The sequence below is a fragment of the Vibrio sp. dhg genome (genome assembly GCF_003443775.1).
GTDB lineage: Bacteria > Pseudomonadota > Gammaproteobacteria > Enterobacterales > Vibrionaceae > Vibrio > Vibrio natriegens.
The window spans coordinates 825,124-839,703 of the sequence record NZ_CP028943.1 but is presented as its reverse complement, the minus strand read 5'-3'; the positions used below and the strand labels follow the sequence as shown (position 1 = coordinate 839,703).

Annotated in this window: 17 protein-coding genes; 8 read left to right on the top strand and 9 right to left on the bottom strand. The window is 44.7% G+C overall.

The genetic code is table 11. The features are described 5' to 3' along the window. Positions 1–20 precede the first annotated feature (20 nt). The 3 genes from hemH to htpG form a co-directional block, all read right to left on the bottom strand. Positions 21–983, bottom strand: coding sequence for a ferrochelatase (gene hemH / locus DBX26_RS03995; protein WP_014231128.1), 963 nt, complete (start codon positions 981–983; stop codon positions 21–23). A gap of 163 nt (positions 984–1,146) precedes the next feature. Further along, a complete protein-coding gene (gene adk, locus DBX26_RS03990; protein WP_014231127.1) occupies positions 1,147–1,791 on the bottom strand; it encodes an adenylate kinase in 645 nt (214 codons plus the stop codon). A gap of 317 nt (positions 1,792–2,108) precedes the next feature. Then, positions 2,109–4,013, bottom strand: coding sequence for a molecular chaperone HtpG (gene htpG, locus DBX26_RS03985; RefSeq protein WP_118117920.1), 1,905 nt, complete (start codon positions 4,011–4,013; stop codon positions 2,109–2,111). A 273-nt stretch (positions 4,014–4,286) separates the two neighbouring features. Between htpG and DBX26_RS03980 the strand changes: the two genes are divergently transcribed. From DBX26_RS03980 to DBX26_RS03965, 4 genes are read left to right on the top strand one after another with little or no spacing between them, the layout of a single operon-like run. Further along, entirely contained in the window at positions 4,287–5,162 is an 876-nt protein-coding gene (locus DBX26_RS03980; protein ID WP_118117918.1) for a transcriptional regulator, read from the top strand. Between the two features lie 12 nt (positions 5,163–5,174). Continuing rightward, positions 5,175–5,690, top strand: a complete 516-nt coding sequence (locus DBX26_RS03975) for a regulatory protein ToxS (protein WP_014231124.1) — start codon at positions 5,175–5,177, stop codon at positions 5,688–5,690. 42 nt (positions 5,691–5,732) lie between these two features. After that, positions 5,733–6,488: a sulfite exporter TauE/SafE family protein gene (locus DBX26_RS03970; protein WP_118117916.1), complete on the top strand. Its 756-nt coding sequence runs from the start codon at positions 5,733–5,735 to the stop codon at positions 6,486–6,488. Between the two features lie 48 nt (positions 6,489–6,536). Then, positions 6,537–6,815: a SelT/SelW/SelH family protein gene (locus DBX26_RS03965; RefSeq protein WP_020333362.1), complete on the top strand. Its 279-nt coding sequence runs from the start codon at positions 6,537–6,539 to the stop codon at positions 6,813–6,815. Between the two features lie 61 nt (positions 6,816–6,876). On the opposite strand, the gene yfcE is transcribed toward DBX26_RS03965, so the two are convergent. From yfcE to DBX26_RS03935, 6 genes are all read right to left on the bottom strand, one after another. Beyond that, the gene (gene yfcE, locus DBX26_RS03960) at positions 6,877–7,422 is read right to left on the bottom strand and encodes a phosphodiesterase (RefSeq protein ID WP_118117914.1); all 546 of its coding nucleotides are present in this window, start codon (positions 7,420–7,422) and stop codon (positions 6,877–6,879) included. A 58-nt stretch (positions 7,423–7,480) separates the two neighbouring features. Beyond that, complete coding sequence (locus DBX26_RS03955) at positions 7,481–7,690, bottom strand: hypothetical protein (RefSeq protein ID WP_118117912.1); 210 nt, start codon at positions 7,688–7,690, stop codon at positions 7,481–7,483. 147 nt (positions 7,691–7,837) lie between these two features. After that, the gene (locus tag DBX26_RS03950; RefSeq protein WP_014231119.1) at positions 7,838–8,239 is read right to left on the bottom strand and encodes a CBS domain-containing protein; all 402 of its coding nucleotides are present in this window, start codon (positions 8,237–8,239) and stop codon (positions 7,838–7,840) included. Continuing rightward, complete coding sequence (locus tag DBX26_RS03945; protein ID WP_014231118.1) at positions 8,236–8,586, bottom strand: P-II family nitrogen regulator; 351 nt, start codon at positions 8,584–8,586, stop codon at positions 8,236–8,238. The genes DBX26_RS03950 and DBX26_RS03945 overlap by 4 nt, the downstream gene beginning before the upstream one ends. Beyond that, positions 8,576–9,367 carry a DUF1538 domain-containing protein gene (locus DBX26_RS03940; protein ID WP_014231117.1) on the bottom strand — a complete coding sequence of 264 codons (792 nt, stop codon included), beginning with the start codon at positions 9,365–9,367 and terminating at the stop codon, positions 8,576–8,578. The genes DBX26_RS03945 and DBX26_RS03940 overlap by 11 nt, the downstream gene beginning before the upstream one ends. Then, the gene (locus DBX26_RS03935) at positions 9,364–10,098 is read right to left on the bottom strand and encodes a DUF1538 domain-containing protein (protein ID WP_014231116.1); all 735 of its coding nucleotides are present in this window, start codon (positions 10,096–10,098) and stop codon (positions 9,364–9,366) included. Before DBX26_RS03935 ends, DBX26_RS03940 begins: the two co-directional genes overlap by 4 nt. A gap of 277 nt (positions 10,099–10,375) precedes the next feature. On the opposite strand from DBX26_RS03935, the gene DBX26_RS03930 reads away from it, so the two are divergent. From DBX26_RS03930 to DBX26_RS03910, 4 genes are all read left to right on the top strand, one after another. Beyond that, on the top strand, positions 10,376–11,293 hold the full coding sequence (locus DBX26_RS03930) for a TIGR01777 family oxidoreductase (RefSeq protein ID WP_118117910.1): 918 nt from the start codon (positions 10,376–10,378) through the stop codon (positions 11,291–11,293). A 39-nt stretch (positions 11,294–11,332) separates the two neighbouring features. Next, entirely contained in the window at positions 11,333–12,160 is an 828-nt protein-coding gene (locus tag DBX26_RS03925; RefSeq protein WP_118117908.1) for an SDR family oxidoreductase, read from the top strand. Between the two features lie 488 nt (positions 12,161–12,648). Then, entirely contained in the window at positions 12,649–13,503 is an 855-nt protein-coding gene (locus tag DBX26_RS03915) for a co-chaperone YbbN (protein WP_065296479.1), read from the top strand. Positions 13,504–13,659: 156 nt separating this feature from the next. After that, positions 13,660–14,577 (top strand): SPFH domain-containing protein, encoded by a 918-nt coding sequence (locus DBX26_RS03910; RefSeq protein ID WP_014231112.1) that lies wholly within the window; start codon positions 13,660–13,662, stop codon positions 14,575–14,577. The last annotated feature ends 3 nt before the right edge of the window (positions 14,578–14,580 follow it).

Here is a 14,580-nt window from a genome sequence, read left to right as displayed (position 1 = left end):
AGAACATTTCATGACAACGATTATAGCTTATTGCGAACTAACTCCGCCATCATCTCAATATGTCGATCATCATCATTCAGGCAAGGAATGTAATTAAACTGCTCACCGCCTGCTTCTAAGAAAATGTGTTTGTTTTCTCCCGCGATTTCTTCTAGCGTTTCCAAACAATCCGAAGAAAATGCTGGTGTCATGATATCAATCTTTTTAATACCTTTGGCAGGCAACGTTTCCAGAGTTTTATCAGTGTATGGCTGTAACCACTCTTCACGCCCAAAACGGGACTGATAAGCCATCCCTATCTGCGTTTCATTCAACCCAAGAGCTTCACCCAGCAAGCGAGTCGTCGTTTCACAATGTTGAGGATAAATGTCACCGTTATCTGCAAAACGTTTCGGTATGCCGTGATAGGAACATAACAGATACTCCCCTTGTCCATGTTCAGCCCAATACGCTCTTACGGATTGAGCCAAGGCATCAATGAACATTGGATGGTCGTGATAATCACGAATTAAGCTGTATGCCGGTATGACGGGTAATTTCTTAAAAGCTTTGGTTATCCCATCAGACACCGCCGCTGTTGTTGTACCTGAATACTGAGGATACAAAGGCAATACGATGACCTCATCGACCCCTTGCGACAGTAAGGCTTCAAAACCCGCGTGTAAACTTGGATTACCATAAGTCATGCCAAGCTCTACGGGGATATCTAACTGCTTAGCCAGTTTCTTCGCTTGGCGCTTTGAGTACACCATCAGAGGGGAACCCTCTTCCATCCAAACGGACTCATAAAGCTTGGCAACTTTTGGCGCACGTATTGGCAAAATAACCCCGTGCAAAATTGGACACCAAAGCCATCGTGTCATGTCGACCACACGGTGATCATGAAGAAACTGGCTCAAGAAGCGCTTTACAGCAGGAGCAGTTGGTTCGTCAGGTGTACCCAAGTTAACCAGAAGCACACCTTGTTTTTTTATTTTTTGCATAGCGTCCCTTTGTTTCCAGCGTGTACCAATGCCAGCTATTTTAACCAGCAAGAATGATAAGATATGACTGGAATTGGTATCATAAAAATGTATAAAAAAAGCGACCTTACGGTCGCTTAACTATAACAAAATTCTTAAAAATTTTGATAATAGGTATTACCTATTATGCTAATGCCTTCTCGATATCAGCACTTACTTCAGAAACTTGCTTAGTACCATCGAATTTTAGGTACGTAGTTTTACCAGCTTCTGCTTCTTTACCGTAGTAGTTGATAAGTGGCGCAGTTTGCTCATGGTAAACACCTAGACGTGCACGTACTGTTTCTTCTTTGTCGTCATCACGAACAACAAGATCTTCACCAGTTACGTCATCTTTACCTTCCACTTTAGGTGGGTTGTAAACAACGTGGTAAGTACGACCTGAAGGAAGGTGAGCACGACGACCAGCCATACGCTCAACGATCACGTCATCAGCAACGTCGAATTCAATAACGTAATCAACGTCAACACCCATTTCTTTTAGGCCATCAGCCTGAGGGATAGTGCGAGGGAAACCGTCTAGTAGGAAGCCTTTTGCGCAATCGTCTTGAGCGATACGTTCTTTGATAAGGCCAAGGATGATTTCATCAGAAACTAGCTGACCAGCGTCGATAACAGCTTTCGCTTGTTTACCAAGCTCTGTACCTGCTTTGATCGCCGCACGAAGCATATCACCAGTAGAGATTTGTGGAATACCGTATTTATCCATGATGAAGTTTGCTTGTGTGCCTTTACCTGCACCTGGAGCACCTAGAAGAATGATGCGCATGATTTATCCTCTTTAATATTTAAGATTTATACCGAAGCTCACAATAGCCTGCCTACTCAAGTTTCAAACCTAAGAAGCAATCGCAACGATAAGTTTCGGTATAACGTTAGGCGGCAAAAATACACGCCTTGTGACTGACATTCAAGTCACAGATTCTACCACAGGTTATGTGAGCAAAGAGTGAATTAAGACTAAAGAATGTTAACAACCGCATCTTTATGCCGCTATTGACTATTAACTCAACATCTATAATGCAAATTTATGCGATAACAAACAAAAAGCTCGCAATACGCGAGCTTTTTAATGTGTATTGACTATTAAACCTTAGTCAAAAGCTGGTTGATCGCACCTAAGAATTGCGCAGGGTCTTCCATTGAACCGCGTTCAGCAAGCATCGCCTGCCCTAAAAGTACCTCAACCCAGCGGCCAAACGCTTCCTCGTCAGCTTCATCAGCCATGCGTTTAACCAGTTCATGCTCCGGGTTGATTTCGAAGATGTACTTCACTTCTGGCACTGCCTGACCTGCTGCCGCAAGAAGCTTCGCCATTTGAGTCCCCATCTCGTAATCATCCGTCACCACAACCGCCGGTGTTGAAGCCAATTTGAACGTTGTGCGAACTTCTTTTACGCGATCGCCTAAGTAAGACTTAGTGCGTTCCACAACTGACTTAAACTCTTCCTCAGTCTCTTTCTGCTTTTCTTTCTCGGCTTCATCTTCGAAGTTGCTCAGATCCAGACCCACTTTAGTGATTGACTGGAACTGCTTACCGTCGAACTCAGTCAGGTAGTTCATTAACCACTCATCAATGCGGTCGTACATCAGGATAACTTCGATGCCTTTTGCTTTGAACTGCTCTAAGTGCGGGCTGTTTTTCGCTGCGGCGTAGCTGTCTGCTGTCAGGTAGTAGATCTTGTCCTGACCTTCTTTCATGCGCTCAACGTAGTCAGCCAGTGCGACAGTTTGCTCAGCAGAGTCAACTTCAGTAGACACGAAACGTAACAGACCAGCGATCTTCTCTTTGTTTGCGAAGTCTTCAGCCGGACCCTCTTTCAGTACAAGGCCAAACTCTTTCCAGAATGACTGGTATTTTTCTGAGTCATTCTTTGCCATGCGCTCTAGCATCGTCAATACACGCTTGGTACAAGCATTGCGCAATGACTGAGTCACTTTGTTATCTTGCAGAATCTCACGCGATACGTTTAGCGGAAGATCGTTTGAATCTATCAGACCACGCACAAAACGCAGGTAAGACGGCATAAACTGCTCTGCGTCATCCATGATGAATACACGTTGAACATACAGTTTCAGACCAGATTTATGGTCACGGTTCATCATGTCCCATGGTGCTTTAGACGGGATGTAAAGAAGACTCGTGTAGTCGTTTTTACCTTCCACGCGGTTATGACTCCAGGTCAGTGGATCCGCGAAGTCATGCGAAACGTGCTTGTAAAACTCTTGATACTCTTCTTCTGAGATATCAGATTTATTGCGAGTCCATAGCGCTTGAGCCTTGTTAATTTGCTCCCACTTTTTCTCGCCAGTTTCATTGCCTTCTTCATCACGTACCGCTGTTTGAATAGAAACCGGGATACCGATATGGTCAGAATACTTACTGATCACTTCGCGCAGACGCCATTCACTCAGGAATTCTTTACCTTCTTCACGCATGTGCAGAATGATGTCGGTACCGCGAGCGTCTTTTACGATGTTTTCAATCGTGTATTCACCTTCACCCGCAGAGTGCCATTGCACGGCCTCTTCTGCTGAAACACCTGCAGCACGAGTGCGTACCGTAACTGCATCTGCCACGATAAACGCAGAATAAAAGCCGACACCAAACTGACCAATCAATTGTGAGTCTTTGCTTTGATCTTCCGACAGTTTTGAGAAGAAATCTGCCGTGCCAGATTTCGCAATAGTACCCAGATGCTCGATCACATCATCACGGCTCATGCCGATACCATTGTCAGAAATCGTTAAGGTATTTGCGCTCTCATCAAATGACAGTTTTACGCCAAGGTCAGCGTTACCCTGATACAAATCTGGGTTAGATAGCGCCTGAAATCGCAATTTGTCTGATGCATCTGATGCGTTAGAAATCAGCTCACGCAAAAAGATCTCTTTGTTGGAATAAAGAGAATGGATCATTAAATGCAGTAGTTGTTTTACTTCTGATTGAAAACCACGAGTTTCTTTATTTTGAGATACAGTTTCGCTCATGTTTGCTCCATAACATCTAATCTAACAAACCATCTCATGGAGAAAAGTAAACACCTCAACTCCAAGAAATAGCGTTTCTAATATGTCATGTAACATGTGGCTGACAAATGTAAATTCAAGGTCAATCCAACTAAAAACAGTGTTTTTTTACAAAAATTTAATTATCCTACCCGGCTAAAAGCATCTAAAACGTCGTGCATATCCTACGCGCATAGCATGAATTTGTGATATAAATCACCATAATTTCAACATCATCCATCTAAGAAGAACTAAATGACTAGCATTGGCACCAAATTTCTACTTGCTCAAAGGTTTACTTTTGACCCAAATAGTAATTCGCTTGCTGACCAACAAAACGACAACGACGTTGTACGTTTAGGAAGCAACGAAAGTCGCATTCTCCTGATGTTGGCAGAAAGACCCAACGAAGTGTTAACCCGTAACGAACTCCACGAGTTTGTCTGGCGTGAGCAAGGTTTTGAGGTGGATGACTCAAGCCTTACTCAAGCGATCTCTACCCTGCGTAAGATGTTGAAGGACTCAACAAAATCTCCAGAGTATGTAAAAACCGTACCAAAGCGTGGCTACCAGTTAATCTGTTCTGTAGAACGATTGAATCCGCTTTCCTCTGTTGTTAACTCAGACTCTGAAGAGCTAGCTTCAGACGTTGAGACAGATAAAGCAAAAAGCACGGATATTTCTGACGAGCCACCAGCAGAGCCGATCTCCGAAACAAAAGTAGAGCACGAGTTTCGTAGTGAACAAGCTCAGGTTCAGCCTCAAAAGAAACCAAATATGTGGTTGCCTCGGCTGATTTTATTGGTAGCTATATTGTTTCCAGTTGGTGTACTGCTATTCACGAATCCCGCGGAGTCCCAATTCCGTCAGGTAGATATTTATCAAAATGTACCTGTGCTAACGCCTGTGAATCACCCGCAAATTAATGACTGGTTGCCGTCTATCAAGCAATGTGTGGAACGCTACGTTGACCATCACACAAAAGATTCATTGCCTGTGCAGGTCATCGCAACCGGTGGCCAGAACAACCAACTGGTGCTGAACTATATCCATGACATCGACCACTCTTATGAGAATGTCACTTTGCGTATAGTTTCTGGTCAAAGTGACCCAGCCGATATCTGTAAATAAGGGGAGGCCAATATGAAGATAAAATTTGCATCTGCGGTTTTGGCCGTATCCATGCTTTTCAGTGGCTGGTTATACTGGGGCAGCGACCTCAAAATTGAACAGGTTCTGACTGCAAACGAGTGGCAATCTGCCATGGTGACACTCATTACTGATAAGTTGCCGAATGACACGGTAGGTCCGCTGCGTAAGGTCAATGTCGAGTCCAACGTGAAATATTTGCCTAATGGCGAATACATCCGTGTAGCGAACATTAAGCTGTTTGCTCAAGGTTCTACGGCGGAATCAACCATCAACATCTCAGAGAAAGGTCGCTGGGAAGTGAGCGATAATTACCTGCTCGTTTCACCGTCTGAATTCAAAGATATTTCATCTTCTCAGTCGAGAGACTTCTCTGAAGAACAGCTTCGCTTGATCACTCAAATTTTCAGGCTGGATGCCGAGCAAAGCCGCCGTATTGATGTGGTTAACGAGAAAACGCTGTTATTAACTAGCCTGAATCACGGTTCTACGGTACTGTTTAGAAACTGATTTTCTGATTAAAGGGGGCGAAATGTCCCCTTTGTTGTGCACATGGACTGGCTAGATACCCTCACGCTCTTTTTGGGCTCTCTTATCGCAAACACGTTAGCGTCACTTTCTGGTGGCGGCGCAGGTTTGTTGCAATTCCCCCTACTGATTTTTTTAGGTTTGCCTTTTTCTGTTGCTCTTGGCACTCATAAAGTCGCGTCCGTTGCCTTAGGTTTAGGCGCAGCCAGTACGCATTTAAAAGCTGGCACAATAAAACTTCCCGTAGCGCTGTATTTAATATTGGTCGGCAGTATTGGGGTCATTATTGGTGCCAATATCATCGTTCATATTCCTGATGGTATTGCTGAGAAGATGTTGGGCTCCATGATCCTTGCCCTGGGTATTTACTCACGGCTTAAAAAGCAGTTAGGACAATCTGAGGTGATGATGCATCGCGATCGAGCCGGTTGGATCGTTGGTGGTTTTGGCATCATGCTGATTGGAATCATTAATGGTTCACTCACCGCTGGTTCCGGACTGCTGGTTACTCTATTTTTGGTTCGCTGGTTTGGGTTTGATTATAAACAGGCGGTCGCTTACACCATGATTTGCGTCGGGTTGTTTTGGAATGGCATTGGAGGCGTCGCTGTTGTTCAAGCCGGTGCCCCGATTCACTGGGCATGGTTACCCGTATTACTGTTAAGTTCCTTTTTAGGCGGAAGCTTGGGCGCTTGGGCTGCCACCCGATATAGTAACCGCGTGATAAAAATTGCGTTTGAAATTCTCACCTTTGCCGTTGGGTTGAAGCTGCTGGTTTAATGCCCGGCTTAGGAATTAACGGGCTATTTTAGTTAAAAGGAAAATAAAATGGAAAAAGCTGTGATTAACATCTACTACTGTCGTCAGTGCAATTGGATGTTACGCTCAACCTGGCTTTCGCAAGAGCTGTTGCATACGTTCAGCGAAGAAATCGAATCTGTTACCTTGCATCCTGATACCGGTGGTCGATTCGAAATCTTCTGTAATGGACAGCAAATCTGGGAGCGTAAAAAAGATGGTGGTTTTCCGGAAGCAAAGGTATTGAAACAGAAAGTCAGAGACATTATTGCACCGGACAGAGATCTAGGACATTCGGATACAAAATAAGGGAGTGCAGTACTCCCCTAATCATGTAAACAAAACCATTCTCTCAGTCGGATCTCAAACACTATATCTCTGTCTGAGCCAACACTTCGCCCTCTGGCGTCTGTACTGTTAATTTCTTGCCATTCATCAAGCCGTAGCTTCGAGGTAAGTCATTGCGCGGAAACGTCATAGAACCAGGGTTGAAGATAGTAACGCCATCTTGTAACTCTGCGACAGGTATGTGAGTGTGACCATGGGCGATCACATCCCCTTCTTTCAGCTCCGGGCGATGGCTACCGTTGTATATATGACCATGAGTTAAAAACAGACGCTGACCGGATTCAAGCAACACCCAAGCATAATCCATCATCATAGGAAAGGTTAGTAGCATCTGATCCACTTCACTATCGCAGTTACCTCGAACCGCAATAATCTGCTTGCTGTACTGATTTAAAAGCTCAGCCACTTCTGCTGGGTTATAACCTTCTGGAATTGGGTTTCTTGGTCCGTGGTAGAGAATGTCTCCCAACAGAACCAGATGATCCGCGCCAGATTCAACAAACAAATCGATGGTTTCTCTCGTCGCAGGTAAAGAGCCATGCAAATCTGAGGCAAAAAATAGTTTCAAAGCATTATCTCCTCATAAAAACAGAGGCTATTCTACGCCATTCTGACTACAGCTCAACTTACTGGTTACGAACAAATTCGATCAGCATTGGCAGTAAATAAACCCACGCAGCATAACCAGCGCCTACAAGTACCAACAACCAAAAAACCATTGAGATAAACTTCGACTTTGCTAAGTGATTCAGCGGATCCGGCTCCCCACACCCAGGACAGGTATGAGCTCGTTTAGAAATCTGTTTCTCACAGACCGGACAAGCAACTAAAGGCATGATAAAAATCCTCGACTATAAGCGTAAGGCACAAAGGATAAGTGCCAACGGACACATATGCAACATCACAAGTAATCAATGCAATATAGATGGATAACTGTCGCCGATCTGAGAGAAGTAAAGCTGAGCCTCGATTTACCTTTCGACTTAATCTCTTACCATGCCATTGATTACGATATTGTTGTAACTGACCATACCAATCACCTCGCCGTCTTCAATAACCGGAGCGCGACTAATGCCAAACCGTTCAAACAATCTGGCGCAATATTTCACGTTCATGTCCGGCCCAACACACAGAGCTGGCTTGGTCATAATCTCATAAATATTGGTTCGTTGAGGTGCACGGTTATTCGCCAGCACTTTTTTGGCAATATCATTCATTAATACTATGCCGAATTCATCATTGTCATCGCGCTTTTTAACCACCAGCGCTTTCACTTGATATTTTTTGGCTAGTGTAATCCCTTCGTACACCGTCATCAGCCCATCTACCATAACGTAAGTTGCAGCCATGACGTCTCGAACCCGTACTATCGCCTGATTACTCATAACTCGTCCTCTACAACCTTAGCCAATGTCTCTACCTGATGGGCGACGCCGACCGCATCTTCAATATCAATTTGAATAGCAATGCCCTGTCCGGATTCCTTGTCAAATTCACCGACATCGCTGATGGTTTCTAAAATGTGTCGAGAGAGATGCTCCTCGACCACAAATAGCAGAACATCTTTTTGTACTTCCAAGGTCAATCCAAAAAAAGTTCGCTTCTGGTTTAATCCTTGCCCTCTGGCATTATTAATTACCGTAGCACCTGTTGCTCCAGCATCCCGAGCAGCATCAAGCACCTTATCTGTTCTGGCATCCTCAACAAACGCAAGTATCAATTTAAAGCGCATTTTCTTCGTCCTCCGAGGTGTCTTTATTAAGCCATTGAGTAATTTGCGCATATCCCATGACGGATATCATCGGAAACAAACTGGCAAAGGCAATCAAACCAAAGCCATCTATCATAGGGTTTCTCCCGGGCACAGTAGACGCCAGGCCTAATCCCAGAGCGGTCACGAGCGGTACAGTAACAGTCGATGTCGTGACACCGCCAGAGTCATAAGCCAAAGGGACGATCATCTGAGGGGCATAAAAGGTCTGGGCGACGACTACGATGTAACCAGCCATGATGTAATAGTGAATAGGGTCCCCGACAACAATCCGGTAACTGCCCAATGCAATACCAATCGCCACACCTAATGCAACCGCGACACGCAGACCATTCACGCTAATACTGCCACCGGAAACTTGATTCGCCTTGATTGCTACCGCAATTAATGACGGCTCTGCAATCGTTGTACTGAAACCAATAAAAAATGCGAAGGTGTACACCCAATAATAGTCGATCCACTCCAGTTGCTGCCCTACTGATACTTTGAACTCTCTGACAAAATCCGGGGTGGTAAGTTGTACCGCCATGGTTTCGCCAAGCGGAAACAATGCCATTTCCAACCCGAGCAAGAACAGGGATAAACCCAAAATGACGTAGGCAAAACCAAACAGCACTTTTCTCAGGTTATTCACCGGACGGCGAAGTACCGCGAGTTGAAAACCAAAAATGATGGCAGCAATTGGGATAACATCGCGAATGGTGGATAGAAGCGTGTCAAAAAAGTGCTCGAACGAAATCATGCCACGACCATCCCATAAACCATGACAAACATCATTGGCAGCAACGAGGCAAAAGCAATCAACCCAAATCCATCGACCATGGGGTTGCGTCCTTTAATTGCTGAAGCGAGACCGACTCCGAGCGCGGTCACCAATGGAACGGTAATCGTCGATGTCGTTACTCCTCCCGAGTCGTATGCCACGCCAATAATCGACTCAGGTGCAAACCAAGTTAACACTACGACGCCCACATACCCGCCTATGATCATGTAATGGATAGGCCAGCCTTTCAGAATACGAAGTACACCAACCACAATAGCGATGCCGACAGACAACGCCACAGTTACCCGAAGCCCAGTACCATACTCCTGGATCGCCAACTCCGAGTTGTTAATCATCCCTCCCTCAGCCGCCACCCGAGCCGCTTTATCTGCTACGGCAGTCAGTGCAGGCTCGGCAATTGTGGTGCCAAACCCTAAACAAAACGCGAAGACTAAAAGCCAAAAAACGCTGCCTTTTTTCGCAAACGCCTGAGCCATGCTCTCGCCTATCGGAAAAAGACCAAGCTCTAATCCAAAAATAAAAAACGTCAATCCTAGTACGACAAGCAGTAAACCAAAAAGAATAGAGACTAGGTTAGGCAAAGGTTCCTGTAATACCACCAGTTGAAAAAAAGTGATGACAAGAACGATGGGCATCAGATCGCGCGCACTATTAAGGAGGGCTCGAAAAAGAGCAATAAATGCTTCCATATCTTCTCCTTATTGAATGCTTTTGAATAATCTAGCGATAATTAACTGAAATGATTTAACCGACTCATATCAGTCTGACATAAAATTCTTGATGCAAATGTGAAGGAACCAATGTCACCAATAACAACTAGTTACAATTTTTCAATATGTGAAGTTGGTGCGGAGCAAAAGCTTTCTAATCGAAAGGAGATTTACGACGAATACACGGGAGAATATGATCATGCAGCAAACAAAGTGACTATAATGTTTTCATGTTTTTGTCATTCAATGAGACGCCATGAAGATATTATTAACAGGCGGAACAGGATTTATTGGCTCTGAGTTGCTCAAGCTACTCACCACTCATCACGTGGTGCTATTAACACGTTCACCACAAAAAGCGAAACTGCATCTTCAGCATGCTGATGTCGGTAATATTGAGTATATAGACTCTCTTGACCAACTTGCCGATCTTAATCACATTGACGCGATCATCAATCTCGCGGGTGAACCAATCGCAGATAAGCGTTGGACTCAAAAGCAGAAAGACAAAATTTGTAAAAGCCGCTGGAAAATAACCGAACAAATTGTCGAGCTTATCCATGCGAGCACAAAACCACCATCCGTGTTCATTAGTGGATCGGCTGTGGGCTATTATGGCGACCAACAAGAGCACCCTTTTGATGAATGCCTTCATGTTAACAGAGAAGCGTTTACGCACCTTGTTTGCGAAAAATGGGAACAGATTGCTAAACGTGCAGAATCCGAGGATACACGAGTGTGTTTATTGCGGACTGGCGTGGTTCTCGGCCCTAACGGTGGCGCTTTGGCAAAAATGTTACTCCCTTATAAGCTAGGATTAGGCGGACCACTTGGAAACGGCAACCAATACCTGCCCTGGATTCATATCCTGGACATGGTGCGTGCCATCATGTATTTACTGAATACCCCTCATGCCCATGGCGCGTTTAACATGTGTGCCCCGCATCCAGTAAGCAATCGCATTTTCAGTGCGACATTAGCAAAAACCCTGAAACGACCGCACATACTGTTCACACCTCAGTGGCTCATGGAGTTGGTGATGGGAGAATCAGCTTGTTTGTTGTTTGACAGCATTAGAGCAAAACCGAAAAAACTGACAGAATTGGATTTCCAGTTCAGCTATTCGAGAATTGAACCCGCACTTAAGCACTTGCTTCATGAGCGAAGCTGTTGAATGATAAACGTTAATATACGTTTATTCTGAGCTTAATTTATGAACAAGTCGATTCTTATCACTGGTTGCTCAACCGGTATTGGTTATGTGTGCGCTCATGCCCTGAAAGCACAAGGCTTTAATGTTATTGCCTCGTGCAGAAACCCTGACGATGTCCAGCGATTGCAGGCCGAGGGCTTAACCTGCATACAACTCGACCTCAATGACCCCATCAGCATCACGCAAGGCGCTGAGCAGGCGATAAGTTTAGCTCAGGGGAAACTGTACGCTTTGTTTAACAACGGCGCATACGGCCAGCCAGGAGCATTAGAAGACCTTCCAACCGAAGCGCTCAAAGCTCAATTCCAAACCAACTTTTTCGGCTGGCATCAACTGGTACAAGAGGTACTTCCACACATGCGCTCCCATGGCGAAGGCCGCATCATTCAAAACAGCTCAGTACTTGGCTTTGCCGCTATGAAATATCGCGGGGCTTATAATGCGTCAAAGTTTGCTCTGGAAGGTTGGACAGATACCTTAAGACTTGAACTGGCCGACACCAATATCAAAGTTGCGCTTATAGAGCCGGGCCCAATCGAAACTCAATTTAGACAAAATGCGCTTGCCGCCTTTGAAAAGTGGATCAACACAGAATCCAGTCCACATCGCGTCGCCTATGAAGCTCAGAAACAGCGCCTGGATAATGACAAATCAAACAATAAGTTTGTGCTACCAGCAGAAGCATGTATTAACCCGGTACTACATGCACTCACTAGCGATTCACCCAAAATCCGTTACCGTATTACCACACCAACCAAGCTGTTCGCAGTGTTGAAGCGGGTGTTACCAACTCGACTGCTCGATAAAATTTTGCGACAATCAGCATAAAATTCTTTTGTCGTAGTGTAATTTCATCGTAACAATGTGATGTCATTATGAACATGTAGGTTAAAAAAACCTCACCTGTTCGAATCAATATCTAGGCAAACCTCACGCCACAATGAATGCGTTTTGTGTACAGGTTTGATTAGATTTGGTATCGCCACCCGATCTGTTTTGTAGCAATACTTTGTTCCAATGCGAGACAATAATGACATTAAATCAGCTTAACTGGCTTAGTGTGGGTGTAGTGGTGACCTTGTTCATCCTATTCTGATACCACACCCTGCATAATAAAAACGATAATCACAGTGCAGGAATCGCCACTTTAATACGCTATTAGGACAGCGCTGCTTGGGCAGCGTTTTTCCTTTCTACGTAATCTAAATCTCACCAATTCATACATCTCGATGTTATTTAGCGATACTGCTTGATTTTCCACTAAATCAACTCCATATCTACAAGCAACGACAAGAAACAAAAGCAAGGATACTCTGATGCAATCCCCATTTATCGTTGAGATCACAGAACAGAACTTTCGCGAAACGCTTGAAGGATCAATGAACACGCCCGTTCTGATCCACTTTTGGGCTAATGCTCAGCCAGAAAGCGCACAAATACTCCCTGAGTTACAAACGCTTGCTCAACAGTACAATGGTGCTTTTACCCTTGCTCTACTTAACTGTGAAGACCAGCCAGCCTTAGCGTCTCAGTTTGGCGTTCAGGTACTTCCGACGATTGCATTGTTTATTAATGGTCAAGCTGTCGATGGATTAGGTGGCCCTCAACCGATAGACGCCATCGCAGCCATGCTTCAAAAGCACCTGCCAAGCCCAGATGAGCAACTACTTAAACAAGTTACTGAACTATTGCAACAAGGTCAGCACGCAGAAGCTCTGAGTATCATCCACACATTGCCTGCAGAGCTGCAATCTCGTGGCGATGTCAAACTTGCTACGGCAGATTGCTTATTGGAAACGAAACAGTTTGATGTTGCTCAAGAGCTTTTAAGCTCTATTCCACTTGAGTATCAGGATAATTACTACAAGGGCTTAATCGCTAAGCTAGAATTGCATCTTCAAGCGGCTGACAGCCCAGAACTTCAACGCTTAGAACAAGAGTACGCAGCAAATACAGACAATCTGGAACTGGCGTGTGAGTTAGCCGTTCAGTACAACCAAGTTGGTCGTGATGAAGAAGCATTAGAACTCCTTTGGAACATTCTTAAGGTGAACTTAGGAGCTCAGGATGGCGAAGTGAAGAAAACCTTTATGGATATTCTTAGCGCGTTAGGTCAAGGAAATGCTTTAGCGGGTAAGTACCGCCGTCAACTGTACTCGATTTTATACTAAGTTCGTCAAAATATAGATTTGAGATAAAGGCCGGAGTATTTCGGCCTTTATTTTGTCTCACATCAAACTACTTCACCTGTTCTCACTTCTTAAATTGTCTAATCGTGATAAATGAGTAAAAATGAATCAGACTTTATGCATTTAAGGGAATATTCCATGCCAATTGATTCGTTGATTACTATCGGTATTTTTGTTGTCCTTGCTATTATTATTCTTTCATCCGCGATAAAAACCGTTCCTCAGGGGAGCAACTGGACCGTTGAGCGATTTGGACGTTATACCCACACACTCAAACCCGGGTTAAATTTAATCATCCCTTTCATCGATCGTGTTGGTCATAAAATAAGTATGATGGAGCGCGTATTAGATATCCCGGCACAAGAGGTTATTAGTAAAGATAACGCCAATGTCACTATTGATGCCGTCTGTTTCGTACAAGTCGTCGATGCCGCAAAAGCTGCCTATGAAGTTAACGACCTGGAGCATGCGATTAGAAACCTCACTCTCACTAATATTCGTACTGTATTAGGCTCAATGGAACTCGATGAGATGCTCAGCCAGCGCGATATGATCAACTCAAAGCTCCTGCTCATTGTTGACCAGGCTACCAACCCTTGGGGTGTAAAAGTGACGCGTATTGAGATAAAGGATGTACAGCCACCAGCTGATCTGACCGCCGCGATGAACGCCCAAATGAAAGCCGAGCGGAACAAACGTGCAGAAATCCTGGAAGCGGAGGGCGTTCGTCAAGCCGAGATCCTAAAAGCAGAAGGCCACAAGCAATCACAAATACTGAAAGCTGAAGGCGAAAAGCAGTCTGCTATTCTTCATGCAGAAGCTCGTGAGCGCGCTGCACAGGCAGAAGCCAAAGCGACCTACATGGTTTCTGAAGCAATAGCAAAAGGTGACATGCAAGCTGTGAATTATTTTATCGCTCAGGGCTACACAGACGCAATTAAGAGCATTGGACAGGCTGAAAACGGTAAGATCATCATGCTGCCTCTGGAAGCAACGGGGCTAATGGGATCCGTTGCGGGCATTGCTGAAATGTTTAAACAACAAAACAAAGAATAAGAC

Excerpts from the sequence above, each read along its gene's own strand:
- hemH (WP_014231128.1), bottom strand. The coding sequence starts at position 983 with ATGCAAAAAATAAAAAAACAAGGTGTGCTTCTGGTTAACTTGGGTACA.
- adk (WP_014231127.1), bottom strand. The coding sequence starts at position 1,791 with ATGCGCATCATTCTTCTAGGTGCTCCAGGTGCAGGTAAAGGCACACAA.
- htpG (WP_118117920.1), bottom strand. The coding sequence starts at position 4,013 with ATGAGCGAAACTGTATCTCAAAATAAAGAAACTCGTGGTTTTCAATCA.
- DBX26_RS03980 (WP_118117918.1), top strand. The coding sequence starts at position 4,287 with ATGACTAGCATTGGCACCAAATTTCTACTTGCTCAAAGGTTTACTTTT.
- DBX26_RS03975 (WP_014231124.1), top strand. The coding sequence starts at position 5,175 with ATGAAGATAAAATTTGCATCTGCGGTTTTGGCCGTATCCATGCTTTTC.
- DBX26_RS03970 (WP_118117916.1), top strand. The coding sequence starts at position 5,733 with ATGGACTGGCTAGATACCCTCACGCTCTTTTTGGGCTCTCTTATCGCA.
- DBX26_RS03965 (WP_020333362.1), top strand. The coding sequence starts at position 6,537 with ATGGAAAAAGCTGTGATTAACATCTACTACTGTCGTCAGTGCAATTGG.
- DBX26_RS03955 (WP_118117912.1), bottom strand. The coding sequence starts at position 7,690 with ATGCCTTTAGTTGCTTGTCCGGTCTGTGAGAAACAGATTTCTAAACGA.
- DBX26_RS03950 (WP_014231119.1), bottom strand. The coding sequence starts at position 8,239 with ATGAGTAATCAGGCGATAGTACGGGTTCGAGACGTCATGGCTGCAACT.
- DBX26_RS03945 (WP_014231118.1), bottom strand. The coding sequence starts at position 8,586 with ATGCGCTTTAAATTGATACTTGCGTTTGTTGAGGATGCCAGAACAGAT.
- DBX26_RS03940 (WP_014231117.1), bottom strand. The coding sequence starts at position 9,367 with ATGATTTCGTTCGAGCACTTTTTTGACACGCTTCTATCCACCATTCGC.
- DBX26_RS03935 (WP_014231116.1), bottom strand. The coding sequence starts at position 10,098 with ATGGAAGCATTTATTGCTCTTTTTCGAGCCCTCCTTAATAGTGCGCGC.
- DBX26_RS03930 (WP_118117910.1), top strand. The coding sequence starts at position 10,376 with ATGAAGATATTATTAACAGGCGGAACAGGATTTATTGGCTCTGAGTTG.
- DBX26_RS03925 (WP_118117908.1), top strand. The coding sequence starts at position 11,333 with ATGAACAAGTCGATTCTTATCACTGGTTGCTCAACCGGTATTGGTTAT.
- DBX26_RS03915 (WP_065296479.1), top strand. The coding sequence starts at position 12,649 with ATGCAATCCCCATTTATCGTTGAGATCACAGAACAGAACTTTCGCGAA.
- DBX26_RS03910 (WP_014231112.1), top strand. The coding sequence starts at position 13,660 with ATGCCAATTGATTCGTTGATTACTATCGGTATTTTTGTTGTCCTTGCT.